The organism is Mesorhizobium vachelliae (assembly GCF_033977325.1).
GTDB lineage: Bacteria > Pseudomonadota > Alphaproteobacteria > Rhizobiales > Rhizobiaceae > Mesorhizobium > Mesorhizobium vachelliae.
Window position 1 is genome coordinate 170,906 of sequence record NZ_JAVIIR010000012.1, and the last position, 22,076, is coordinate 192,981.

20 protein-coding genes and 2 pseudogenes are annotated in these 22,076 nt (G+C 60.4%); 14 read left to right on the forward strand and 8 right to left on the reverse strand.

Going from position 1 to position 22,076, the window contains the following annotated elements:
- Positions 1-8 precede the first annotated feature (8 nt).
- Positions 9-905, reverse strand: coding sequence for an ImmA/IrrE family metallo-endopeptidase (locus tag RFM41_RS23955; protein ID WP_320252963.1), 897 nt, complete (start codon positions 903-905; stop codon positions 9-11).
- Positions 902-1,228: a helix-turn-helix domain-containing protein gene (locus RFM41_RS23960; RefSeq protein ID WP_320252964.1), complete on the reverse strand. Its 327-nt coding sequence runs from the start codon at positions 1,226-1,228 to the stop codon at positions 902-904. Before RFM41_RS23960 ends, RFM41_RS23955 begins: the two co-directional genes overlap by 4 nt.
- Before the next feature lie 153 nt (positions 1,229-1,381).
- Between RFM41_RS23960 and RFM41_RS23965 the strand changes: the two genes are divergently transcribed.
- The 7 genes from RFM41_RS23965 (at position 1,382) to RFM41_RS23995 (ending at position 6,968) form a co-directional block, all read left to right on the forward strand.
- Positions 1,382-1,603 carry a DUF2188 domain-containing protein gene (locus tag RFM41_RS23965; protein WP_320252965.1) on the forward strand — a complete coding sequence of 74 codons (222 nt, stop codon included), beginning with the start codon at positions 1,382-1,384 and terminating at the stop codon, positions 1,601-1,603.
- Between the two features lie 20 nt (positions 1,604-1,623).
- Positions 1,624-2,883, forward strand: coding sequence for a nucleotidyltransferase domain-containing protein (locus tag RFM41_RS23970; protein ID WP_320252966.1), 1,260 nt, complete (start codon positions 1,624-1,626; stop codon positions 2,881-2,883).
- The gene (locus RFM41_RS23975; protein WP_320252967.1) at positions 2,880-3,368 is read left to right on the forward strand and encodes a type II CBASS E2 protein; all 489 of its coding nucleotides are present in this window, start codon (positions 2,880-2,882) and stop codon (positions 3,366-3,368) included. The genes RFM41_RS23970 and RFM41_RS23975 overlap by 4 nt, the downstream gene beginning before the upstream one ends.
- Positions 3,365-4,405: a CBASS cGAMP-activated phospholipase gene (locus RFM41_RS23980; RefSeq protein ID WP_320252968.1), complete on the forward strand. Its 1,041-nt coding sequence runs from the start codon at positions 3,365-3,367 to the stop codon at positions 4,403-4,405. The genes RFM41_RS23975 and RFM41_RS23980 overlap by 4 nt, the downstream gene beginning before the upstream one ends.
- A gap of 103 nt (positions 4,406-4,508) precedes the next feature.
- A complete protein-coding gene (locus RFM41_RS23985; protein ID WP_320252969.1) occupies positions 4,509-5,102 on the forward strand; it encodes a nucleoside/nucleotide kinase family protein in 594 nt (197 codons plus the stop codon).
- Positions 5,095-6,504 carry a B12-binding domain-containing radical SAM protein gene (locus tag RFM41_RS23990; RefSeq protein ID WP_135909128.1) on the forward strand — a complete coding sequence of 470 codons (1,410 nt, stop codon included), beginning with the start codon at positions 5,095-5,097 and terminating at the stop codon, positions 6,502-6,504. The genes RFM41_RS23985 and RFM41_RS23990 overlap by 8 nt, the downstream gene beginning before the upstream one ends.
- Entirely contained in the window at positions 6,501-6,968 is a 468-nt protein-coding gene (locus tag RFM41_RS23995) for a uracil-DNA glycosylase family protein (RefSeq protein ID WP_320252970.1), read from the forward strand. Before RFM41_RS23990 ends, RFM41_RS23995 begins: the two co-directional genes overlap by 4 nt.
- Before the next feature lie 332 nt (positions 6,969-7,300).
- Here the strand turns inward: RFM41_RS23995 and metH are convergent, their stop codons facing one another.
- Positions 7,301-11,110, reverse strand: coding sequence for a methionine synthase (metH, locus tag RFM41_RS24000; protein ID WP_320252971.1), 3,810 nt, complete (start codon positions 11,108-11,110; stop codon positions 7,301-7,303).
- Between the two features lie 74 nt (positions 11,111-11,184).
- Here metH and RFM41_RS24005 point away from each other — a divergent pair.
- The 4 genes and pseudogenes from RFM41_RS24005 to RFM41_RS34205 all read left to right on the forward strand — a co-directional run.
- Positions 11,185-11,361 (forward strand): annotated as a pseudogene (locus RFM41_RS24005) (integrase); the annotation flags it as partial.
- Between the two features lie 248 nt (positions 11,362-11,609).
- Entirely contained in the window at positions 11,610-11,804 is a 195-nt protein-coding gene (locus tag RFM41_RS24010; RefSeq protein ID WP_320252972.1) for a DUF6494 family protein, read from the forward strand.
- A gap of 305 nt (positions 11,805-12,109) precedes the next feature.
- Positions 12,110-12,625, forward strand: a pseudogene (locus RFM41_RS34200) (thermonuclease family protein); the annotation flags it as partial.
- 5 nt (positions 12,626-12,630) lie between these two features.
- Positions 12,631-12,819: a topoisomerase DNA-binding C4 zinc finger domain-containing protein gene (locus RFM41_RS34205; RefSeq protein WP_430691576.1), complete on the forward strand. Its 189-nt coding sequence runs from the start codon at positions 12,631-12,633 to the stop codon at positions 12,817-12,819.
- Between the two features lie 116 nt (positions 12,820-12,935).
- Here RFM41_RS34205 and RFM41_RS24015 read toward each other — a convergent pair whose 3' ends face one another.
- The 5 genes from RFM41_RS24015 to RFM41_RS24035 all read right to left on the reverse strand — a co-directional run bounded on the left by RFM41_RS24015 (position 12,936) and on the right by RFM41_RS24035 (position 16,641).
- On the reverse strand, positions 12,936-13,847 hold the full coding sequence (locus tag RFM41_RS24015) for a restriction endonuclease (protein ID WP_320252973.1): 912 nt from the start codon (positions 13,845-13,847) through the stop codon (positions 12,936-12,938).
- Positions 13,848-13,851: 4 nt separating this feature from the next.
- Entirely contained in the window at positions 13,852-14,961 is a 1,110-nt protein-coding gene (locus tag RFM41_RS24020) for a helix-turn-helix domain-containing protein (protein WP_128346524.1), read from the reverse strand.
- Positions 14,958-15,602, reverse strand: a complete 645-nt coding sequence (locus tag RFM41_RS24025; RefSeq protein WP_320252974.1) for a hypothetical protein — start codon at positions 15,600-15,602, stop codon at positions 14,958-14,960. The genes RFM41_RS24020 and RFM41_RS24025 overlap by 4 nt, the downstream gene beginning before the upstream one ends.
- 140 nt (positions 15,603-15,742) lie before the next feature.
- On the reverse strand, positions 15,743-16,204 hold the full coding sequence (locus RFM41_RS24030) for an RES family NAD+ phosphorylase (RefSeq protein ID WP_320252975.1): 462 nt from the start codon (positions 16,202-16,204) through the stop codon (positions 15,743-15,745).
- Positions 16,204-16,641 carry an Xre family toxin-antitoxin system antitoxin gene (locus tag RFM41_RS24035; protein ID WP_135909132.1) on the reverse strand — a complete coding sequence of 146 codons (438 nt, stop codon included), beginning with the start codon at positions 16,639-16,641 and terminating at the stop codon, positions 16,204-16,206. Before RFM41_RS24035 ends, RFM41_RS24030 begins: the two co-directional genes overlap by 1 nt.
- Here RFM41_RS24035 and RFM41_RS24040 point away from each other — a divergent pair.
- From RFM41_RS24040 to RFM41_RS24050, 3 genes are all read left to right on the forward strand, one after another.
- Complete coding sequence (locus RFM41_RS24040) at positions 16,640-17,341, forward strand: hypothetical protein (protein ID WP_320252976.1); 702 nt, start codon at positions 16,640-16,642, stop codon at positions 17,339-17,341. The two genes, RFM41_RS24035 and RFM41_RS24040, sit on opposite strands and share 2 nt — an antisense overlap.
- 132 nt (positions 17,342-17,473) lie before the next feature.
- The gene (locus RFM41_RS24045; protein WP_320252977.1) at positions 17,474-18,358 is read left to right on the forward strand and encodes an aminotransferase; all 885 of its coding nucleotides are present in this window, start codon (positions 17,474-17,476) and stop codon (positions 18,356-18,358) included.
- Complete coding sequence (locus RFM41_RS24050; protein WP_320252978.1) at positions 18,358-22,059, forward strand: DEAD/DEAH box helicase; 3,702 nt, start codon at positions 18,358-18,360, stop codon at positions 22,057-22,059. Before RFM41_RS24045 ends, RFM41_RS24050 begins: the two co-directional genes overlap by 1 nt.
- The last annotated feature ends 17 nt before the right edge of the window (positions 22,060-22,076 follow it).

The following is a 22,076-nucleotide window of genomic DNA, read 5'->3' on the forward strand; positions in this document are numbered from 1 at the left end:
TCGGTCTATCAGCGATCCACCCTTCGCCTGAGGCGCTGAGCCGAGGTCAAGTCATCTTCCGGGTCTTCCTCATCCTCATCAGGCGGGTTCATCGAAAGCATGATCATCGCGAAACCGTCACGCTGGAGCAGCACCTGCTCGTAGAGGGCGGGCGGTTTGCGGCCCCGCTGGACGTCTATCCATACCCCCGCATCGGTCTCATCGATGTCGCTCGGTACACCCTCCTGATGGGTTCGTCTGCGCAGCAGCGAATAGGGAGAGACCGGCCGGGCCCGTTCAGCCGAAAGACCCGGGAACTTGGCATAGTCACCGTAGACCCGAAGGACTTTGCCGTGACGGGCAATCACCACCGCCACCGGCTCCTCCCGGTAGCGCACATACGAGCGGCTGGCCGCTTCCTTGCTGACATCGTATTTGTCGGCAAGCTTGACCAGATGGCTAAGATCGGGATCCTTGCCCGCCGCCGCATCTTTTCGGAAAAGTGGGGCCGGCATCAAAATATTTGCCGCGAAGCGGTTCGCTTCGACTTCCATCTTCATGCGGCGGTCTGCCTCGTTGGCCTTCAACGCCAGCATATCCTGCAACCGGCACAAAAACCGTCCCTCAGCCGACGGGACGTGGGACGGCATGAGGAAATGGCCGAGCTCATGGGCGATCGTGAAGCGGCGCCGTCGCCGCGGGCTAGCCTGGTTGAACAGGATCGACCCGTTGAACTTGTCGACGGGCGTAATCAGCCCGCCCTCATAGCCGTCTGTTTCAAGCGGAAGGATATCGACAATGTCGAGCTGCCGGGCAAGAGCCTCGATCGGCACAGGAATCGCGAGGCCGGGCTCGTTCTTGAGAATCTCCAGAACAAGTTTTTCCGGAGTGGCCGCATCGGCCAGATCGATTCGGCTGACCGTCATGGTTTCCGACTGGCTTTCAACCGCTCCATCAGTAGCGCGATGGTTTCGCGGTCACCGGGCGAAAGCTCGCTAAGATTGCGGTACATCGCCACCAGTTCGGCATCTTCCTCCGGTGCCCGGGGATTTTCACCCACCAGATCCGCTACCCCTACCCTGTAGAAGTCTGCCAGGCTCCTAATAAGGGTCAACGATGGGTTTTTACTCGCGCCGCGTTCGAGATCCCACACATGAGCCTTCGAGGCCCCTACCGCATCGGCCACTTCCTGCAGCGACTTTCCGCTTCGCATTCGCAGCTGTTTCAATTTTACAGCCAACTCCACCATACAAGTCCTTTCCACGAGTCATATCGACGCGGTCGCTTCTGCGTCCGCGCCGTCTGATCACAGCTTACAAGACCATAATATGGGACTTGACGCAAGCCGCCGTAAGATTTATCTTTACGATAGTGTCTAGCAACTCAACTAATGGAGCTTTTTATGGGCAAGAATCAACATGTCGTACCTCACAACGGCCAGTGGGCTGTGCAAGGTGCCGGTAATAGCCGCGCCACTTCGGTGCATTCCACGCAGGCCGATGCGATTTCAGCCGCGCGTGAGATCGCCATCAACCAGCATAGTGAAGTCGTCATCCACCGGCCGAATGGCCAGATCCGCGATTCCAATTCCTACGGCAACGATCCGTATCCGCCGAAAGGCTAAACCCTGAAAGGACCCCTGCAATGAACGATAAGCCGCGCTTTCCTGGGGTCCTAGGGCCCGTCGAGCCCTTCCTCAATCCACTGGATGCAATTCTGGCCGACCTGGCCATCAGCGTTCAGTTGCCTGCCGGCCTGCACGCCAGGACCGGCGACCGCTACGAAGCCATTCGCAAGCACATCGAGTGCCCTGGCAGTCCGCTCTACGGGCGGGTCTTGTGCTTTTACCCGCAGGGTTCCATGGCAATCGACGCAACCATTTCGACGCGGGGAACCGACAACGAATACGATCTTGACGTCGTGGTCGAGCTCGACGTGTCGGAGGACACGTCGCCTGAGGAGGTCCTTGACCTTCTGGAAAGCGCCGTCGCCGATTACCCCGTGCAGGCGGTCGAGCGCCAGAGCCGCTGCATCACGCTGCGCTACGCCGACAACATGCACGTCGACTTGACGCCGTCCCGCCGCCTGGCAACCCTCAAAGACCGCGAAAGCGTGATCTTCCATGCCAAGCACGGCGACCCGACCCATCTTCACAGGCCGGTCATGATGAACGCTTGGGCGTTCGGTCGCTGGTACAATGCGCGGACGCCGATGGAGGAGCGGTTCGCGCTGGCCTACAACAAGCGGCTCTATGAAGCCGACGGCATCGAGTTCGCCGCCGATGCGGATGTGCACCTAGTGCCGGCACAGACCCCCCTCATCGTGAAGAACACCGCCACAGTGGCGCTGCAGTTGATCAAGCGGTTCCGCAACGTCCTTTACGCTTCCACCACAGGCCGGATCCCGCCATCGGTGATGCTGTCGTGTCATGCCGGCAAGGCGGCCCTGCCGGGCATGCTGCTCTCCGACATGGTGATCCGGCAGGCGCGGTGGACGGAACGCGCTATCGAGGAAGCGTCACGCCAGGGGCAGCTCCTCGATGTCCGCAATCCGGAGTGGGACGAAGACCGGTTCACCGACCGCTGGCCGGAGAACAAGATGCAGCAGGATGCATTCGCCGCCGCCCTGCGTGATCTGGCCGACGGACTGGAAGCAATCAAGCAGGGCAACGTGCAGCTGGAGGATTTGCAGGACTGGTTGCGTAATCGGTTCGGCGATCGGGTTGTGTCGAACACGCTGAAGACCTTCAACGACCGCACCGGCCGGGCGATCCGTTCCCTGGATCAAAGCTATACCCGCAAGGGCGGTCTGTTCGTGCCGGCAGTACCGGCCGTTGTCGGTTCGATTGCCGTTGCGTCGCCAGTGGCCGCGCGCTCCCACACGAATATGGGAGAACGGCGGTGAGCAGCGAGGTTTTCACAATAGAACGTCAGATTGCGGCCATGGCCGACCGTTGGCCGCAGTTAGTACTAGCCACCCGTGAAGGCGCCTCCGCGACATGGCGGGGGCCGTTGCGGCCGCTGCTGCAGACCTTCCAGGTTGAGATCACGTTCCGGGCCCCTTCCATTATCGAAAAGCTCAACAATCGCCGCATGCAGCCGCGGGTGAAAATCCTGACCCCGCAGCTGCGGCCCCGGCGCGGCGACCCGGAAGGCCAGCTGCCGCACGTCTATTACATCGGCTGCGGCCCGCTCGATGTGGTGCTGTGCATGTTCGATCCGGATTCGGATGAATGGTCGCCCTTCATGTCGGTTGCCGAAACCACCGTGCCGTGGGCGATTGACTGGCTGACCTCCTATGAAGGCTGGCGCGCCACGGGAACGTGGACCGGCACCGGTAAACATATCGAACAGCCGCGAGCCGCGCTTGGCAGTGCAGTGAATAGATGACCTACCTCCCACCTCGCCGCTCGGACGGCACCGCCCAGAAACGCCGCCTGCAACGCCCTTGGCCGAAGGGCCGGCCCTTCCGCATCTTGTCGATAGATGGTGGGGGTATCTGCGGCATCCTGCCGGCAGCTGTCCTCGCCGAGCTCGAGCAGCGGTTCCTGGGCGGCAAATCGGTGGCGGGTTGCTTTGATATGATTGCCGGGACCTCCACCGGCGGCATTATCGCGCTGGGGCTTTCGCACGGCAAAACCGCACGCGAGATCCGTGAAATCTACGTCGAACGCGGCGGCTTGATCTTCCCGCCGCCCAATCCCCTTCAGCGCGTGTTGCGCAGGGTGCGGCGCTTCGGCCGCTATGCCTATGATCGCGATAACCTCGAAAGCGAGCTGCTGCGCATTTTCGACGACACCCCGTTCGGGATGGCCCGCAACCGCCTTGTGATCCCAAGCTTTGAGGGGCGCTATGGCGAGCCGTGGTTGTACAAGACCCCTCACCATCCCGATTACAAAAAGGACCGGTTTGAGCGGATGGTCCGGGTCGGGCTTGCGACGGCGGCGGCGCCGACGTTCTTTCAGGCTCTTCCCAACAATGGCTACATGATGGTCGACGGTGGCCTATGGGCAAACAACCCGACGATGAACGCCCTTGTCGATACGCTGACGTGTTTCGAAATCGACCGTGCCAATATCCAGATTCTGAGCCTCGGCTGTGGAGAGACTGCTTTCACGGTCGACGCTACCAAGTCCAAAGGTGGGATCCTACAATGGCGCGACATCTACTTTGGCGCTATGCGGGCCCAATCACTAAATGCCCTCGGACAAGCATATCTGCTGGTTGGCAAGGACAATGTGATGCGGATCGATGCGCCCGAAGCCCCTTCGCCTATAGCCCTAGACGACCACCGCCGAGCAAGAACCGAACTTCCCGCGATGGCCAGGGTTTTGGTTGAAGCGGCAGGGCATCGGATTGAGCAAATGTTCCTTCATTCGCCAACGGATCCGTATGTGCCAGTTCCACTTCAGAGTGAAGCCGACTAGCTCTGATCTTCTATTTTTCTCAAGTTTCCTCAGTTAATAATGTGCGCGTATAATAATGATTCTCTATTGATTCTTCCGCAACGCATGCTTGGGTGCAAGCGAGATGGGTCGCACGATTGTAGCTTTCGACGGCCCCAGCGGCGTCGGCAAGTCAAGCTTGCTGCCGCAGGTCATCTCCCTATTGGCTGATCGAGGACAGCAGTACGAGCTGTTCAGCAATGTGGAGTCTTCCTCCCTCAACACGCTGATACGCAAGCTCGCTAGCTCCGCAACACCCGGTTTGACTCTCAGCTTGGCGCTTTCCACAGCTCGCGCAGAACTTATCGAAAGTAACATGGGCAACCTTCTGCTCGACAGATTCGTGCTGTCCGGCCTTGTCTATCAACCCATTTCCGGGGTCGACCAGGATTTCGTCTACGCAAGCAACGCGCCCTTGCTTGAAGGGGTTACAACAGTTGCTCTCGAGATCACCGCTATCGAGCTTGGCAAACGCAGGCGATCACGTGGACCGATGCGATCGGATTTCTTTAAGGACCGATTGGATATCGAAACAGAAATATCGCTTTTCGCCGAGCGTGCGGAGTTCCTTCGATCCAAAGGCCACGTCGTTATCACCTTGGATGCGGGAGGAACCATCGAAGACACCGCGATGAACGCTGTGAATCTAATCACTGCTTGTGGCCAATGTCATGAATGATCCGCGCATTCTAGGCGCGGACGGCCGCCTTGACCTGCTGCTCGTTAATTCGCCGCTGAAGGACTACGGCCACGCGCGCCGCGTCAACGACTTCACTCTGCCGACCCTTGGGCTCGGCTACATCGCTACTGTAGCCGCGGCAACCGGTTTTAGCGTCGGACTGCTCGACAGCGAAGCGCTTGGGCTTGGGCTCTCAGAGACGGTCGGCATTATCAACGACGCACAGCCAGGTTGGGCGGGATTCAACCTGCTCGCGCCAACCTACGCCCATAGCCGCGCAATCCTTGCCGGCCTGGATCCGGGCATTTCTGTGATGCTAGGCGGTCATCAGGCGAAAGCAATGCCCCGGGAAATTCTGGAGGATCATTGCATTCCCCGTATCGACGCACTTGTTGTCGGCGAAGCGGAAACCCGGGTGCCGCTTCTCTTGGCCGATATCGAGTCACGCAGCAGCCTGCCCTCAATCGGCTGGCGGAACGGTGACGGTCTCACCATGCCGCAGATGCGCGGTGACAAGGCCCTCCTGGCACCGAACATCGATGCTATGCCGTTTCTGGATCGCAAGTATCTGGTGCAAGACCCTTACCTCGACGCCGGCGAACTGGAATCAGCCATGGTCGCTTCACGGGGATGCCCCTTCGATTGTTCGTTCTGCGGCGCCGCGGTGAGCGCGAATCCTGACGTGAGCATCCGCATGCGAAGTCCAGACAATCTTATCGCCGAGATGGCCACGCTACGCGATCGATACGGCGTTACCCGCATACGATTTGTCGACGACCTCTTTCTCGCCAACTCCAAGATAATTGTCAGAACGCTCGACGCCTTTGTCCGAGCCAATCTTTCGCTTCGTTGGGACGCGACCGGCCGGATCAACGTCCTCGACAAGGTTCCGAACGACACTATCGACCTTATGGTGGCGTCCGGTTGCCGCGAAGTTGCTCTCGGTATAGAGGCTGGCAGCGACCGGCTGCTCAAGCACATCGACAAGAAAATTTCCGTGGCGCAGACCATCAGAGTGGTCACCCGCCTCTGCAGCGCTGGCATTTCGGTGAAGGGCTATTTCATCCTAGGCTTGCCAACCGAAACACGCGAAGAACATCGCGCAACGTTGGATCTGATCGAGACCCTTTGGTCGGTAACAGACGCCCTTCCAGGGCGTTTTCGTTGCAGTGCTTTTGAATACAGACCTTATCCTGGCACCCCGGACTGGCTCCGCCTCCTTCGCGCAGGTTACTCGCCGTCTGCAATGCTGGCCTATAGCTCACCCGAGTCCCCCGGAATTCAGGCCGTTGCGGGTCGCGACGAGTTCAATTTCTCGACTGGGATTCAGTTCGGGGAAGTTCCCGTGGACCAGGTTCGAAAGAACTTATACACCATTATGGCGTTACAAAATGCGAGATGATCGAACAGAAGATTTTGTTTCTCGGACTGTGCGCCAAAAAGAACGCCGACGGCGGATTGCATGCGCCGCTCGCTCCCACATCCCGCTCGGGCAGTTTCCTAGCCTCTTTGTTGGCAGAATTGCCGCTAGGCGAAATTGCCATCGCGCGTGACAACATCATACCCGGCCCAGTATTTGGACAGAATGGCGTGGAGCGCAATCCGACGTGGGCAGAACTGTTACCCTGGCTGCGTGACCATTGGCTCTGGAGAGATGATACGCTAGCGGCGATTGTTGCGTTTGGCGCGGAAGCCAAACGCGCATTCGCTGCTCTCGCTGCAGAACGATCGTCCGATACACCGGTCTATTTTCTCCATCATCCCTCTTACGCGTTGCGGCAGCCGAAAAACCGCCGCGCAGAGTATGCGCGCAAGCTTTCGCAAGCGATTGTTGCTACCGATGCATCGATAGCTGCACGTCTCTAAGACACGCGGCGCGGCCGCTGCGAGAGGTTGGTCATAGGTCATGACCACTTTTTCTTTGTACAGTATTCGACTGTCCGCTTTGCGCCGCAAGTAAGCCATCCGACCAGCACGGCTCGATCTCCGTTAGCCTTCAGGATGCGCGCGAACTGCCGCAATGGTGGAAGGTTGTCGTCGACTACAGGTCGCCGAACCGGCGTCGGCTAGTCACTCTTCACCCATAGTGAAACGAGTAGGCACCTTAAGCACCCTGATCAAATCATCGATCACCCAAACCGGTCCACAGGAATGCGAGATCGGTCAGGGGGCAAGAACGACAGGCTGGTAATGGGGACTTACTCCGCCGCTTCGGCGTAGCGCGCCGGCACATAGTTGAGGATCGGCCCAAGCCAGCGCTCGACCTCGGCCAGCGGCATGGCCTTGCGTCGCGCATAGTCCTCGACCTGATCGCGCTCGATCTTAGCGACGCCGAAATAGTAGCTTTCGGGATGCGACAGGTAGATGCCGGAGACGGAGGAGCCAGGCCACATGGCGAAGCTTTCGGTTAGGCTCACGCCCGCATTGCGTTCGCCGTCGAGCAGGCGAAACAGCGTCGCCTTTTCGGTGTGGTCGGGTTGCGCCGGATAGCCGGGCGCGGGGCGGATGCCGCGATAGGGCTCGCCGATCAGGTCGTCCGGGACTAGGATCTCATCGGGCGCGTAACCCCAGAATTCCTTGCGCACTTTCTCGTGCATGCGCTCGGCGAAGGCTTCGGCGAAACGGTCGGCCAGCGCCTTGACCATGATCGAGGAATAGTCGTCGTTGGCCCGCACGAAGCGCTCGGCGATCGCCACTTCCTCGATGCCCGCGGTGACTATGAAGCCGCCAACATAGTCAGCCTTGCCGCTGTCCGCAGGCGCGACGAAATCCGACAGTGCGACATTGGCCTTGCCGTCGCGCTTGGCCAGCTGCTGGCGCAGCGTGAAGAATGTCGCCAGTTCGTGCGAGCGGGCCTCATCCGTGAACAGTCTGATATCGTCGCCGGCGGCATTGGCCGGCCAGAAGCCGATCACGCCCTTGGGCGCAAGCCATTTTTCCGCGATGATCTTCGCCAGCATCGCCTGGGCGTCCTCAAAGAGCTGACGTGCCGCCGGCCCCTGGTCCTCGTCGTCGAGGATTTTGGGATAGCGGCCCTTCAACTCCCAGGTTTGGAAGAATGGCGTCCAGTCGATATAACGGGCAAGCTCGGCCAGATCCCAGCCTTCGAAGACCTTCAGGCCAAGGAAGGACGGTTTTGGCGGCTCGTAGCCCGCCCAGTCGATCTTGTGGGCATTGGCCCGCGCCCTGGCGAGCGGCAGCCGCTGCTTGTCGGCTTCGCTGCGCGCATGCGCGTCGGCAACCTTCTTGTACTCCGCGCGAACGTTCTCGACATAGCCGGCCTTGGCCTCGTTCGACAGCAGTGCCGACACCACGCCGACGGCGCGGCTGGCATCGGCGACATACACCGTCTGGCCTTTCGCATAGCGCGGATGGATCTTTACCGCCGTATGCACGCGGCTGGTCGTCGCGCCGCCGATCAGCAGCGGAATGTCGAAGCCTTCACGTTCCATCTCGGCCGCCATATGTGCCATCTCGTCGAGCGACGGCGTAATCAGGCCGGACAGGCCTATGACGTCGACCTTTAGCTCACGCGCCGTCTGCAGGATCTTCGCCGCAGGCACCATGACGCCAAGATCGATGATCTCATAATTGTTGCAGGCAAGGACCACGCCGACGATGTTCTTGCCGATGTCATGGACATCGCCCTTTACCGTCGCCATCAGGATCTTGCCGGCGGTCTGGCGCTCGCCATTGTCGATCCCGCTAGCGGCGTTCGCCAGCTTCTCGGCCTCCATGTGCGGCAGCAGGCCGGCCACCGCCTGCTTCATCACGCGGGCCGACTTCACCACTTGTGGCAGGAACATCTTGCCGGCGCCGAACAGGTCGCCGACGACGTTCATGCCCGCCATCAGCGGGCCCTCGATGACATGCAGCGGTCGCTCGGCGGCGCGCCGCGCCTCGTCCGTGTCCGCGTCGATGAATTCGGTGATGCCGTTGACCAAAGCATGCGAAATGCGCTGCTCGACCGGCCAGTCGCGCCAGGCGAGATCGCGTTCCTGCGCCTCCTTGCCCGCTGTGCCCTTGAAGCGTTCGGCGAGTTCCAGCATGCGTTCGGTCGCCGTACCGCCACCCTTCGGCTGGCGGTTGTTGATGACGTCCTCGCAGGCTTCGCGCAGTTCCGGGTCAATGTTGTCGTAGACGGCAAGCTGCCCGGCATTGACGATGCCCATGTCCATGCCCGCCTGAATGGCGTGGTAGAGGAACACGGCATGCATGGCCTCGCGCACCGGTTCGTTGCCGCGGAACGAAAAGGAGAGGTTCGACACGCCGCCCGAAATATGGACATGAGGAAGCGTCGCGGTGATCTGCCTAGCGGCTTCGATGAAGTCGACACCGTAATTGTTGTGTTCATCGATGCCGGTGGCGATGGCGAACACGTTCGGATCGAAGACGATATCCTCGGGCGGGAAGCCGGCCTGCTCGGTCAACAGCTTGTAGGCGCGGGTACAGATCTCGTTCTTGCGCGCCCTGGTGTCGGCCTGACCGTCCTCGTCGAAGGCCATGACGACCAGCGCAGCGCCATAGGCGCGCACCAGCCTGGCATGATGCAGGAACGCTTCCTCGCCTTCCTTCATGGAGATGGAGTTGACCAGCGGCTTGCCTTGCACGCATTTCAGGCCGGCCTCGATGATCTCCCACTTGGAACTGTCGATCATCACGGGAACGCGGGCAATGTCCGGCTCGGCCGCGATCAGGTTGAGATAATCGACCATCGCCTTCTTCGAATCGATCAGGCCCTCGTCCATGTTGATGTCGATGATCTGGGCGCCGTTGGCAACCTGGTCGCGCGCGACATCGAGCGCGGCGACATAGTCGCCCGCCGTGATCAGCTTCCTGAACCTGGCGGAGCCCGTGACATTGGTGCGCTCGCCGACATTGACGAACGGAATCTCGTCGGTCAGCGTGAACGGATCGAGGCCCGACAGGCGCATCTTCGGCTCGATCTTCGGGATGGCGCGCGGCGGATATTTCTTCACCGCCGCCGCGATGGCGCGGATATGGTCCGGCGTCGAACCGCAGCAGCCGCCGACGACATTGACCAATCCGTCGCGCGCAAAACCCTCGATCTGTTCAGCCATGAATTCCGGGCTCTCGTCATACCGGCCGAATTCATTGGGCAGGCCGGCATTCGGATAGGCGCAGACAAAGGTGCCGGCGACGCCCGAAAGCTCATCCAGATGCGCGCGCATGGCGTTGGCGCCGAGCGCGCAATTGAGGCCGATCGTGAACGGGCTGGCGTGACGGACCGAATGCCAGAAAGCCGTCGGCGTCTGGCCGGAGAGCGTGCGGCCGGACAGGTCGGTGATCGTGCCGGAGATCATGACCGGCAGATGCACGCCCTTTTCGACAAAGATCTCGTTGCAGGCGAAGATCGCCGCCTTGGCGTTCAGCGTGTCGAAGATGGTCTCGATCAGGATGAGGTCGGCGCCGCCATCGATCAGCCCGCGCAGCTGCTCGCCATAGGCATAGCGCAATTTGTCGAAAGTCACGGCGCGGTAACCGGGATTGTTGACATCCGGCGACATCGAGGCGGTGCGGTTGGTCGGCCCGAGAGCGCCGGCGACAAACCGCCGCTTGCCGTCTTCCTGTTGTGCCCGGATCAAAGCACGGCGGACAAGCCGAGCGCCGTCGCGATTGAGGTCGTAGACGGCATTCTCCATGCCGTAATCGGCCTGCGCTATGGAGGTTGATGAGAAGGTGTTGGTCTCGATGATGTCCGCGCCGGCAATAGCGTACTGATAATGAATGTCCTCGATCGCCTTGGGCTGGCTCAGGATCAAAAGATCGTTGTTGCCCTTCTGGTGACAGGCGCAACCGACGAACCTGTCGCCGCGGAAATGGTCTTCGTCGAAGCCGAGACCCTGGATCTGGGTGCCCATGGCACCGTCGAGGATCAGGATGCGTTCGCGCGCAGTAGCTTGAAGCGTAGCCAGGACTTCCGACCCGTCTCGCTTCTTGCTGGCCGCACCAAACAAATCGTCCAGTGAGGACGGACTTCGCGACATTCTTTGTCCTTGTAACGACCGCCCAAGCCAGTGATCACATAAAGACATCTTTATGTCAACATGCCATCGATGCGCACCTGTTTTCCGCGCACGGACTGCGCGCCGGCTACCTCACCGAAACCGCCCGCCGTGGCATCTCCCTCGTCGAAGCCATGCAGCAGTCGCAGCACCGATCCGTCCAGCAAGCTTCGCGCTGCTACTACAACGACGCGGAACGGCAGCTGGGACGCGCGGCGCGGCGGATTGTCTGACGCTTCCCCAGCCGTGCTCTCGGGAAAATTGCTGCCCGCACAAAGACGGCCCCTGTGCATTATTAGGACACCGATTCACGGTAGCGGTTTGGCAGCGCTCTTCCTCCTTCCAAGGGCCGATGAAGTTTAAGGACCCGACGCATCCTCCCGGCTCGGGAACTGTTTCTATGGGACCGAGCGTCACCGTCCTACTTCCTTGATCCCTTGCCTTCCCTTACAATCCGTTCTGGATACAGAGGAGTTCCGCCATGAGCGAAGACGCCTTCAACATGTCGATCCGCAAGTTCCTGAAGGAAGTCGGTGTAACCTCCCAGCGCAAGATTGAGGAAACGGTGCGCGCAGGGCAAATCGGCGGCGAGAAGAAGTTGAACGTCCGCATGACGCTGACGGCGGAAGGCACCGGCCTCAACCACGTGGTGGATGGCGAGATCGAACTTCCGTAGGCCGGGCGAAGCGACCTAGCCAAACGTCCAACGCGGCCGAAAGCGTCGAGACGGATTAGCAGTTGGAATGGGGTCTGGTCGGATCCACGCAGTATCGCTCACCACGCTCTTGGCTATCGGCCCGACCGGTGCAGTTCGAATAGGCCCTTCTGACCCCACAATGCTCGATGAGCCTCCAGGGTGACGAGAACGCGTGCTCCGGATCCAGAATGTTGTCTTAATTTAGCACTTCCGAAAGGAAGAACAGGGACGGTATAGTCCCGTTTCCCTTTGCCGCCGATACAATGGCTCAAGAAGTAGATCCCATGATCATTGTGCCTGAGGATCCACAAACGGACACAGTCAGGGTTCCGGTGCTGAAGGTGTTCGACGGTGATGGGTTTCTAACTCGGGTCAGGGTTTCCGAGGTGACAGGAAACCCTAAGGATCAAGCCGAGATCGAGGTAACCGCGAGATTCGGATTCATCGATGCTCCGGAGATTGAACAGCCCGGCGGCCGCGAAGCCAAGGATTTCCTCACCGCCCTGATCGGCGGCAAGTGGGTCGAACTTGCCATCTTGATGAAGATGAATACCGGGCGGTCAGTAGACACGTACGGCCGTGTCGTCTGCGTCCCCTATCTGACGCTGGATTACGCCGCCGGCGAGTTCAGAACACCGTCGTCATGCCCTCATGTCATAACAACGTTTGGGGCGCCCTTCCGCGTGACGAGAAACATCGAGCTAGAGATGGTCGTGAATGGCTGGGCTTGGGTTCTGGAGCGATACGGACCCGATCAGCGTTACCTCGATGCCCTCGAAGAGGCCCGACGCGCAAAGCGAGGCATATGGGCCTTCAAGGACAACATCCATCCTTGGGAATTCAAGAAACAGAAATATCGCAGCAAGGCGCCAAGCATTCATGCCCGACAGAAAGCTGTCGCGGCCACCTCGTTAGAAAGAGGGGCAGGTTCGGCGAATTTCTGGGCTGCTCCGAATATCCTCGGTGCAGGTATTCTTGTTCGGTGGCCGGCTGACCGTCCGACCACGCCAACTACCCCTCAATATAGGGCACCTACCCGGAAAAATGCCAATGATGATGAGGTCTCGATGAAGGGAACATGTGACGAGCGGAGCCTTTCGCCCTTCTCATCTAGGCTCGCCTTAGGTTCAGGTCGCGCACCGGCACGAAGGCCCGGTTGGTTTCTGCTGCACGCCGGTCCTTGTGGCGCAATACGTCGGTTAGGCTCACGCGGCCATCCAGCACTTCATAAAGATCGAGGCCATCAACGCAGATCAGATTGGTCTGGCGGCCGCGCGCAAACGCTTCGAGCCCCTCCGCGGTAAAACCGGAATTGCTCACAAACAGGCCGCGCGACCAGGATGCTTTTCCTCCAACCTTGCCAGAGAATGTCATCAGATCGGCGAAGCCGATCTGCGGTCCGTGCCACTTTGCCTCGACAAGGTAGGTTTGCCCATCCAGTCGAAAACTCCCGTCAATTTGCTCGCCAACGAGCCGGAACGAGCCGCGCGGCGCCAACTCGAAGGCGCAGAAGAGTTCACTAAGGAAGCCCTCGAAACGCAGGCCGCGCTCTTGGGGATTTAGACGACCGATTTCGATTAGGAGTGAAGCGAGCACCTTGCTCCGCTCTACGCTGAGGGGGCCCGATTGCGGTTCGCGCCGTACCTCTGATGTGCCGCTCAGACTCTCAAGGAACGCGCGATCAAGCAGTTCGGGAATTTTGAACGAGACGCCCGGGAGCAGGCTATTCAGCCGTTCGACCTCGGCACGGGTCAACGGATTGCCTTTGCCACGGCGATAGGTCATCGCTTGGCGTACAATCGACATGATCAGCTTCGTGAACAGGTGACGGCGTCGCTCCAGAGTAGCGGTGAGAAGTTGAACGATCGCCGGACGCTTGCTGCCGGGAACCCACAAGTCGCCGACGCCGGCCTGCGCGGCTGCCAGTGGAAACGCCGTGCGATTGTTTCCGCTTCCCGGCAAGAAGTCATAGAGGAGGTCTGCAAGATCTTCGACGGCCTGCGCCTCAGGAAAGCCCAGCATCGACTTACTCCCGCGAAGATACGACCGTTAACTCCGGCCGACGTTTCGGCGTGGGAGGACGGCCGGATCCGTTGAGACCGGTAAGGGCGAGACCGAAGACGAGCTCATCGACGTCCTCGGCATGCACATTCAGGGCGCAAGCAATATCGTGCTTCCCGATTCCGTCTTCCCGCAACGCTGCGAAGACCTTTTGAAGGATTTGCGAGACCTCCCGCGGCCCGCCGGCAGGCTCGGTCTTGCGATATCCGCGCGATGCGATCTCAATGTAGAGTTTGCGGTAATGCCAATCTGTCAGCAAACCAAGCTTGTGCAGACGATATGTGATGGCAGCGAGCGAAACGCCCCAGATTTTCTTCAGTCGGATAAGATTGTCGATGGTCGGGAAACGAGGCGCGTGTGCACGAACGCTCGCTGCCGGCATTAGGAATGCCGAGGCGAAGGAGTTGGCGTCCTGCTCCGCCTCTTGACCATTCGGCGCGGCATGGCGGTGCAGCACGAGATGTCCAAGCTCATGCGCCGCATCGAAACGCCCATGCTCAGCGGACTTCAAAGTGTTGAGGAACACGAAAGGACGATCCTGCCGCCACATAGAAAATGCATCGACCTCAACGGCGTCGATGGCGAGCGAGTAGACCCGCACGCCCTTCGCTTCCAAAAGGTGGACCATGTTCTTGATCGGCAGTTCGCCGAGGCCCCAAGCTCGCCGCACAGCTTCTGCGGCGCCCTCGGGACTGCCGTCACGCCCAAGATCGGGAACATCGGCGTGAGGAAGATCGAAACGCCCTTCGATCCATTCATTGAGTAGCAACGCGATCGCGCCGCTCCCGAGCGCTGTGTCCCGCTGTGAGGCGGTCATCTTCGACATCGATCGGAAGCTGGCGGTATCGAATGCCGGCTCCTCGAGATCGTCGCCGAAAAAGAAGTTCTCGGGAAACCGAAGCACGCGCGCGATTCGGGTCAGCTTGTCCGCTTCCGGAGCGAATTCCCCGGTCTCATACGCGGAGACTGACCGCAGATCGACGCCCAGTGAGACGGCGAGCTTCGTTTTCGTTAAGCCACGGCGGCGCCGCGCCCATGTCAATCGAGACGAGTTAAAAATCTCGATGGTGCTCATGCCTTTCGCTTCACGTCGATATCCAGATCGGGCCCCTCCGGTGCGACAACCTCGACAATATCTCCATCGAGCGGGATTGAGGACAGGATCAACCGCTCCTTCCAGCGACTGATCCTGCCATCGGGCGACATCTCGAGAGGCAAGGACAATTCGCAGCGAATTTCGTCGTGTGCACGGTGGAGGAGTAAGAACCAGGTCAGCGGTCCATCGTCTTCCGATGACGGAAGTTCCGGCACCGGCAAATCGAGTTCCAACTGGATTTGATTGACCGAGATCGCATCAGCTGTGCTGACGCCTTTGGGGGCCTTGTTGCTCGGGCTGGTATCAGGCCGGCCAGTTCCGGCGTCGCCGGTGGCAACACTGATTGCCATCGCGCCGTCGGGGCTGATCACAAGTGCATAGTTGCGCTCATCTGATCGCACCCAGCCCAAGGGCATAGTCGTCTCGCGCAATGCCGCCACCGCCTCCATCCAAGCTGCGATGCCGATTCCGAACGGCGGGTGGTTCGCCGTGAATCCACTCCAGGCTACATGCCAGCGGCGCGCAGCGTGCAGTAGGTTTTCTTCCGTCAGGCCGAGCCCCTGAAGACGCCCAATCACCTGATCGGGCTGCGACAGAACTAGCGGAGAAGGTGTCGTCATCGAATCCTCGAATCGCCCAAGTTCCGCTTTTTCTGCCTCAGATGAGGGAGAAAAACAAGAAGTTCGCGCCGATTTCCATCACTATCACGACGAAGGCCCGCAAATGGGAGGATCAAGTCGTGTCTTGTGCGTCAATGCCTTCAAAACAGTCGGGGATCGAGTGAGAAGGGTTCCTGGCCAACGATTCGGATGTCGGCCGCAGCCGGATGGCCGTGATTTATTAACACATTTACGTCCGGTGAATTGGCGACCGGCACAATGGCCGAAGGTACGCGTAACAACAGGGTGGAGCGTCCTTCATGCCATTCGTCTCCCCTGTCCTGACTCCAGGCCTCGTGACGACGCCAGTCCGGCGGCAAATCCGGGAGTCCAATGTCCTTTATCGCTACCGAATCTGGCAGCTCATACGTGACCATGACAAGTTCCGGCAGGAGCGCCGGGTCCTCGACATGGACGAGCTTCTCGAGAACGCAGAGCGCAGGAGAGGTCGCGCAGTACGTGACCGCATGGCCGACAGTGTTCCAGCGTCCGTCAAAATGAAGACCATAGCCGCCGTCGAGTGCCTGAGCATACTGTTTGCCCGACAGACGCCAGAGGAACATCAGGCAGCGGCGCCCCAAGCGATCTTGCCGAGGATGGTCTCGATTACACGCGCGCCGGCTTCGGTTTGCGCCACCACGAGCGGCGTCTCACCGCCGAGTTCGAGGAGCGGTCGACGAAGCCAGCGGTTCGCCTTCTCCTGATCACCGAAGGTCTGCTCGGCCAGAGATTGGACTCGCAAGAGCCGGACAGCACGATCCGACTCATCCACGGTCAGTGGCTGCTGCTTGTCCGCGCGGTGACGGCGAGTGCGCTGCGGGATCACAAATGTCTCAATTTCCTGCTCGGACATTCCGGCCTGGCTAAGCCCCCGAAGGGCAGAGAGCGGTAGCCTATTGCGCACGGCCAAGGCCAGGTCGGCTTGCGAACGCACGACCCGGCCAAGCACGCTCTGGCCGCCGAGCTTTCGTGCGACTTCCTCGACGATAGCGATCGACATGACAGCCTCCTTGCTGCAAATGGCAACTTGCCATAAATATAGACGGCAGATTGCCGTTGATCAAGGACGGCGGGCGGTCAGAGGTACTGAAAGCATGCTCGGGACGGTCGGCATATTGGCGTATGGATCGCTGATCGGCGATCCTGGTGACGAAATCGAGCCTTTCATCACATCGCGCATTGCCAGTCAAACGCCATTTCCCGTGGAGTTCGCGCGGCAGAGTCGAACAAGAAAAGGGGCGCCAACGCTGGTCCCTAGCGAACTCGGCTGCCCGGTAAAAGCCGAGATACTCGTGGTCGAGCTCGACGCCAAAGAGGCGGCCGACCGCCTTTACCGACGGGAACTACACGAAGTTGGATCGACCAAAAGCTATGCGCCACCAAAGCAGCCGACGCCCAACAGGATCATCATCGAGAGCCTAACGAATTTCGAAGGCATCGCGACGGTGCTCTATACCCGAATCGGCGCGACCATTCTCGATCCGACAGCGACTAGCCTTGCCGAGATGGCCGTGGCCAGCGCCAGAGGGCTGAGCGATGGGACCGACGGCATCTCTTACCTCGATGATGCCGTCAAGGCCGGCGTCGAAACCCTGCTGACAAAAGACTATGTCGCCGAGATCCTGCGCCTGACTGGAGGGAATGATCTTAGGGATGCCATCGAGCGCATACGAGATGGCCGGTATCAGGTGCAGCCGTGACCGTCAGTGAAGTGCTTGATTTGGGGCGGATCGAGATGACGACGATCGGGCTGGGCGGGCGAATATCCGATGCTGCATAATTACCCGCCGCCAATGCCTCTTCTTAATCGCTGGCTCCGAGGGGCCGCGCAGATGAACGGAAACTATGGACACCTGCTGTTCGAACAGGCGGTCGCAAATGACAACACTGTCGTCGAGGAGTTGCGCCCGTATTTCGAGTCCGCTCACCTCGATGCCCGGGAAGTCTTTCATCGTGCCGCCAGAATCGACCTCCATCCAGACGCGGATAGCCCAGGCGCGGATGCACAGTATCCGAACTGCCTCCCAGCGACCGCGAAAAAAGGACTGTTCGGTGAGGTAATGGCCGGTCTGATGACCCAGGCTTATCGGTTCATCGGCGGCCACCAATGGACGATTCCTATCTTCCTGTTCCGGTACCATGCCGAAGTGGAGGCCTACATATTTGATCTGGCTCGCGACCCGGCTCGCGTTCGTGAGGTTTCCGGACGTCATGGGAATGACTTCATTGCGCTTGGAATTGATCCGGTCAGTGGTGAGGTCGTACGGTTCATTGCCGGGGAGGCGAAGTGGCGCGCGGCGCTCACGCCGAGTGCCATGAACGACATGATGCTTGGCAGCTGGACTGGCCCGGCAGGGGCGAGAGTGCGAAGCAACGACGGCGTTTGGAATGAAATGAACCGCGGCCTTCCAGCGCCACAGGGCCTTGAGCAAATGCACCGACTGCTTTGCGAAAAGGCGCGCGATGAGTATGCAGAAGCGATCGTGTCTCTCGATCGGGCCCTGCTGATCGGGGCAGCACCTCTTCCTCGAACCGATCTGGTCTTCGTCGCCGGCAATCGGGCAGCGCGGAGAGGCGCGGGCCAAGCCTATCTTCCGGTGGCGGCGCCGCCGCCGGAATATACCGCTGGGCGGCCACTGCAGGTCGTCGAGCTGGTGCTTGAGGGCGGCGTCGAGCTCATCGAGCAAATCTATCGGTCTCTATGGAATAATCGCTGATGGCTCGGCTCGACGAACAGCGTCGCGAACTGGCGATGAATATCCGCCTTGGCCGGGCCGCCGAAAACGAGCTGACGCCGGCACAGGCGCGTCTGTTCGTTCGAAGTCTGCAGAACTCTTGGCACGTGCCACCTATCGGGTGGGCCCAGAGCGAGTCACATGAGCAGTTCGACGATGCTCGTCGGCTGCTACATGCCGCAGCGATCTTCCGGGAGATAGATGGACAAGGCTCAGTGGACGCGCTCGGATGCTACCGACGTGCCGCCGAGTTACTCGAATGGCTGGCACGATCCTCTGACTCAGTCACCCGCGACGTGCCCGTCGGGTTGCTTGCTGCCGGCGCCTATCAGTTGGCTGGCCTGCCCGCGATGGCGACAAGTCTGCTGCGTCAGGGGGGGTACGGTCGGGGTGTTGCAGAAATCTTTGCTGCGTTTTTGAGTACCGACTTTGACCGTCTGCTCGAGCGTTCTGCCGCCTTCTGGAGAGACAACCCCGCGCTTACGGGGCGGGACGGCTCGGGCCCGCTACTTGCAGCGGAGGACGAGGCGGACATTGAGAGCGACGAACCGGCCGAGAACGGCGTCGAGGTTGCTCGCGCGCCAGACGATCGGGACGAGGGCGCACCCGCGCCTCCCGCGAGCAAGATTGGCTGGTATGTCGTGGTCGAATTGGTGCGCGCTGTCGGTCTGATTGGCGACAGTCTCCGCAGAGGCAATAGTTCCCGGATCGAGCAGGCGGTGGACAAACTGTCGGGTCTGAGCACGTTGGCGACACGCCTCGCCAGCGACGAACTATGGATACTGATCAATCTGATCGAGGCGACCGCAAAGCGGTATTCCGACGACAGCCTTCATGGCCGCGTCTCGCGACTGGCGGCAAACGTACCGGGACTGCAAGCGCGGATGTGGAGGTTCGCGCGTGAGCAGTATGCTCGCGGTCGAGGTGTGTTGTGGACGTCGCAGGTTCAAGGTCTCGAACGCCTCATCACGAGCAACAGCTTTGCACTCTGCACTCCGACCGGTTCAGGCAAGACTCTGGTTGCCAATCTGGCCCTCGTGAAGGAACTCCTTTTGGTTGACACACAACCAGGGGCCGCACCACTTGCGCTGTACCTAGTTCCCTCACGTGCGCTGGCGAGCGAGGTGGAAGCAAAGCTGACGGCAGAGTTGGGTAGCGACCTGATTGTGACAGGGCTCTACGGCGGTGCCGACTGGGGGATCACCGACTACTGGCTCACCGCTGACCGTCCAGTGGTACTGATCGCCACGGTCGAGAAGGCCGAGGCGCTGATGCGCTATGTGGGTCACCTGCTGGTCCAGCGGCTGCGACTGCTCATCCTTGACGAGGCACATCAGGTCGTCAGCGAGAATGACGCTAACGCGCAGGAGGCGCTCGCCGCCCACACCAGCCGAGCGATGCGGTTGGAGGCAATGGTATCGCGACTATTCTCGGTGAAGCCGGGAATGGCGCGAATAGCCTTGACCGCGGTCGCTGGCGGCGCGGCGGGTCCCGTTGCTCGATGGATAGAGGGGCGTGCAGACGCCATGCCGGTTGGCTTGGGTTATCGCAGCAGCCGGCAGCTGATTGGCGGCCTGCGGGTAAATCCACGACGCGCGCCTGAAGCCGTCCTCGATATCGTGAATGGTCAGCCGCTGTATGTCCGAGGACGAGACGCGCCAGTCTACCTTCCGCTACGCCTCCCAGCCATGCCGCTTCCTGCAGCCGGCATTCGGAACAGCTTGCCGCACTACAACGAGTTGTATGTTTTGTGGACGGCGCTGCACCTGCTTGAGGGAAACCGGCGCGTTTTGATTTCAGTCGCTCAATCGCCGGAGCGCTTGATGAAACGCTATGTCGAGGCGTTTGACCTTCCCGGATGGCAAAATGTTCCGCCCTTCGTCCCGCCGACCGACGCCGAGGGGCAGGCGCGCTTTCAGGAAGCCCGTGCAGCTTGCATCGATTATTGTGGCCAGCAGTCGTTCGAACTCCGCCTGCTCGATCGCGGCATCGCGACGAGTCATGGTCAGATGCCACAGCGCCTGCGGCGGCTGATGACCGACCTTATCGATCGCAGGATCTGTCCGGTCACGATCGCCACGGCAACGCTGACGGAAGGCGTAAATCTGCCATTCGACATCATATTCCTGACCAGCCTGGAGCGTCGCAGCTACGACGCCCAAGCTCGTCAGCCGATCGTAGTGCCGATGTCGACTGCTGAGTTCCGCAACTTGGCGGGCCGTGCGGGTCGGCCGGGCGCAGCGGAGTCGATCGAGGGCATGACGCTGGTGGCGCTCCCGGAAGCTGTCTCGACCACCGCGCGCGGCCAGCGCAGAGAGCAATCGCGTCAAATCCGGCGAGCAGAGGCCGACTATAACAATCTGCTCGGCCGACTTCAGGCGGAGCAAGCGGCCGGTCCTGTGCACAGTCCGCTTGTCGTACTCCTGCGCTCCATCTGGCAAAAGGCTGCGGCGCAATCCGGACTTCGAACGGAAGAACAGTTTCTCTCCTGGCTGGAAGCGACACTGCCTGAAGGCGCCGGCGCCAATCTCGGTGTCGCATCGCGCATTCCGGCGGATCAGCTCGGCGACAGTCTTGACGAGCTGGACGGGTTCCTGCTCAGCGCGATCGAAGAACTCGCTCGGGCGGACCAGCAGGTTTTGGATGGGGCGCGAACCGAGGCGCTGTTGCAGGACCTGTGGCAACGAACATTCGCCCGCGTTGCCGCTGCCGAAGAGGCTTGGTTGGAACGAAGCTTCGTGAGGCGGGGACGGGCCTTTGTTGAGCGGCTCTACCCAAACACGGAGCAGCGTCAACGGCTGTACCAGTACGGGTTCACGCCTTACATCGGACGGCGCTTCGAACTTGTGGCACCTCAGCTGATCGCCGAGCTGCAAGGAGCAGTCGAGTATGGCGCGTGGCCAACAGAACAAAAATTCGCACTTTTCATCCGTCTCGGAGAGCGCGTCCGGGCAGAGCCCGGGATTGGCTTCCGCGTGCGAGACACCGTCAACGACCAAGCTTCGCTTGCGAATTGGCGCGGCATCATGGGCTGGTGGATGCAGCTACCCAGCTCTCAAGCCCCGGAGGCCGAGCGCTTACGCTCCTGGCAACGCTTTGTCGCTGACAACATCGAGTTCAAGCTGGGAGTTGCAGTTGGTGCAGCGGTGGCACGAGCCTGGGGCGAGAATGCGGCCGGTCTAGAAACACCCACTCTCGATACATGGCGGGCGACGACCCGCTTGCCGTGGGTAGGTTTTTGGTTCCGCGAACTTCTGCGCTGGGGCACGCTCGATCCCTTCGTCGCATTCGCTCTCGCACAAGGGCTAGCGCAGACCCGCGAGGAGGCGGCGGCGAGACGTTTGGCATTCGAAGCATGGCTAGCACAAGAAGGCTACGATCGTGGCGCTGAGACGCTGATCGATCCGCAACGGTTCCTTGAATGGCAAAGGACGCTCGTGAGGCAAGGAGATGCTGCAGAGGCCGTACGGGGAAGCGCAGCCCGGCTCACGGCAACGGACGGTCGGCGCGGGTCCTATGATGTGCGCCCTGTAGTCCGCGACGACGGCATCGAATGGATTGACGCCGCCGGCTATTCAATTGCCCGAACGCAATACTCAGAAGCGCTACTGACGGCTCGCCCTGAGCGGCATGATTTCAGATTAAATGTTTGGCCGGCGCCAGAAGTGACAAGGACCTACTAAAAAATGGATGTGGCAGC

Coding starts and splice junctions, on each gene's coding strand:
- RFM41_RS23955 (WP_320252963.1), bottom strand. CDS start 905: ATGACGGTCAGCCGAATCGATCTGGCCGATGCGGCCACTCCGGAAAAA.
- RFM41_RS23960 (WP_320252964.1), bottom strand. CDS start 1,228: ATGGTGGAGTTGGCTGTAAAATTGAAACAGCTGCGAATGCGAAGCGGA.
- RFM41_RS23965 (WP_320252965.1), top strand. CDS start 1,382: ATGGGCAAGAATCAACATGTCGTACCTCACAACGGCCAGTGGGCTGTG.
- RFM41_RS23970 (WP_320252966.1), top strand. CDS start 1,624: ATGAACGATAAGCCGCGCTTTCCTGGGGTCCTAGGGCCCGTCGAGCCC.
- RFM41_RS23980 (WP_320252968.1), top strand. CDS start 3,365: ATGACCTACCTCCCACCTCGCCGCTCGGACGGCACCGCCCAGAAACGC.
- RFM41_RS23985 (WP_320252969.1), top strand. CDS start 4,509: ATGGGTCGCACGATTGTAGCTTTCGACGGCCCCAGCGGCGTCGGCAAG.
- RFM41_RS23990 (WP_135909128.1), top strand. CDS start 5,095: ATGAATGATCCGCGCATTCTAGGCGCGGACGGCCGCCTTGACCTGCTG.
- RFM41_RS23995 (WP_320252970.1), top strand. CDS start 6,501: ATGATCGAACAGAAGATTTTGTTTCTCGGACTGTGCGCCAAAAAGAAC.
- metH (WP_320252971.1), bottom strand. CDS start 11,110: ATGTCGCGAAGTCCGTCCTCACTGGACGATTTGTTTGGTGCGGCCAGC.
- RFM41_RS24010 (WP_320252972.1), top strand. CDS start 11,610: ATGAGCGAAGACGCCTTCAACATGTCGATCCGCAAGTTCCTGAAGGAA.
- RFM41_RS34205 (WP_430691576.1), top strand. CDS start 12,631: ATGGGCCTTCAAGGACAACATCCATCCTTGGGAATTCAAGAAACAGAA.
- RFM41_RS24015 (WP_320252973.1), bottom strand. CDS start 13,847: ATGCTGGGCTTTCCTGAGGCGCAGGCCGTCGAAGATCTTGCAGACCTC.
- RFM41_RS24020 (WP_128346524.1), bottom strand. CDS start 14,961: ATGAGCACCATCGAGATTTTTAACTCGTCTCGATTGACATGGGCGCGG.
- RFM41_RS24025 (WP_320252974.1), bottom strand. CDS start 15,602: ATGACGACACCTTCTCCGCTAGTTCTGTCGCAGCCCGATCAGGTGATT.
- RFM41_RS24030 (WP_320252975.1), bottom strand. CDS start 16,204: ATGTTCCTCTGGCGTCTGTCGGGCAAACAGTATGCTCAGGCACTCGAC.
- RFM41_RS24040 (WP_320252976.1), top strand. CDS start 16,640: ATGACAGCCTCCTTGCTGCAAATGGCAACTTGCCATAAATATAGACGG.
- RFM41_RS24035 (WP_135909132.1), bottom strand. CDS start 16,641: ATGTCGATCGCTATCGTCGAGGAAGTCGCACGAAAGCTCGGCGGCCAG.
- RFM41_RS24045 (WP_320252977.1), top strand. CDS start 17,474: ATGAACGGAAACTATGGACACCTGCTGTTCGAACAGGCGGTCGCAAAT.
- RFM41_RS24050 (WP_320252978.1), top strand. CDS start 18,358: ATGGCTCGGCTCGACGAACAGCGTCGCGAACTGGCGATGAATATCCGC.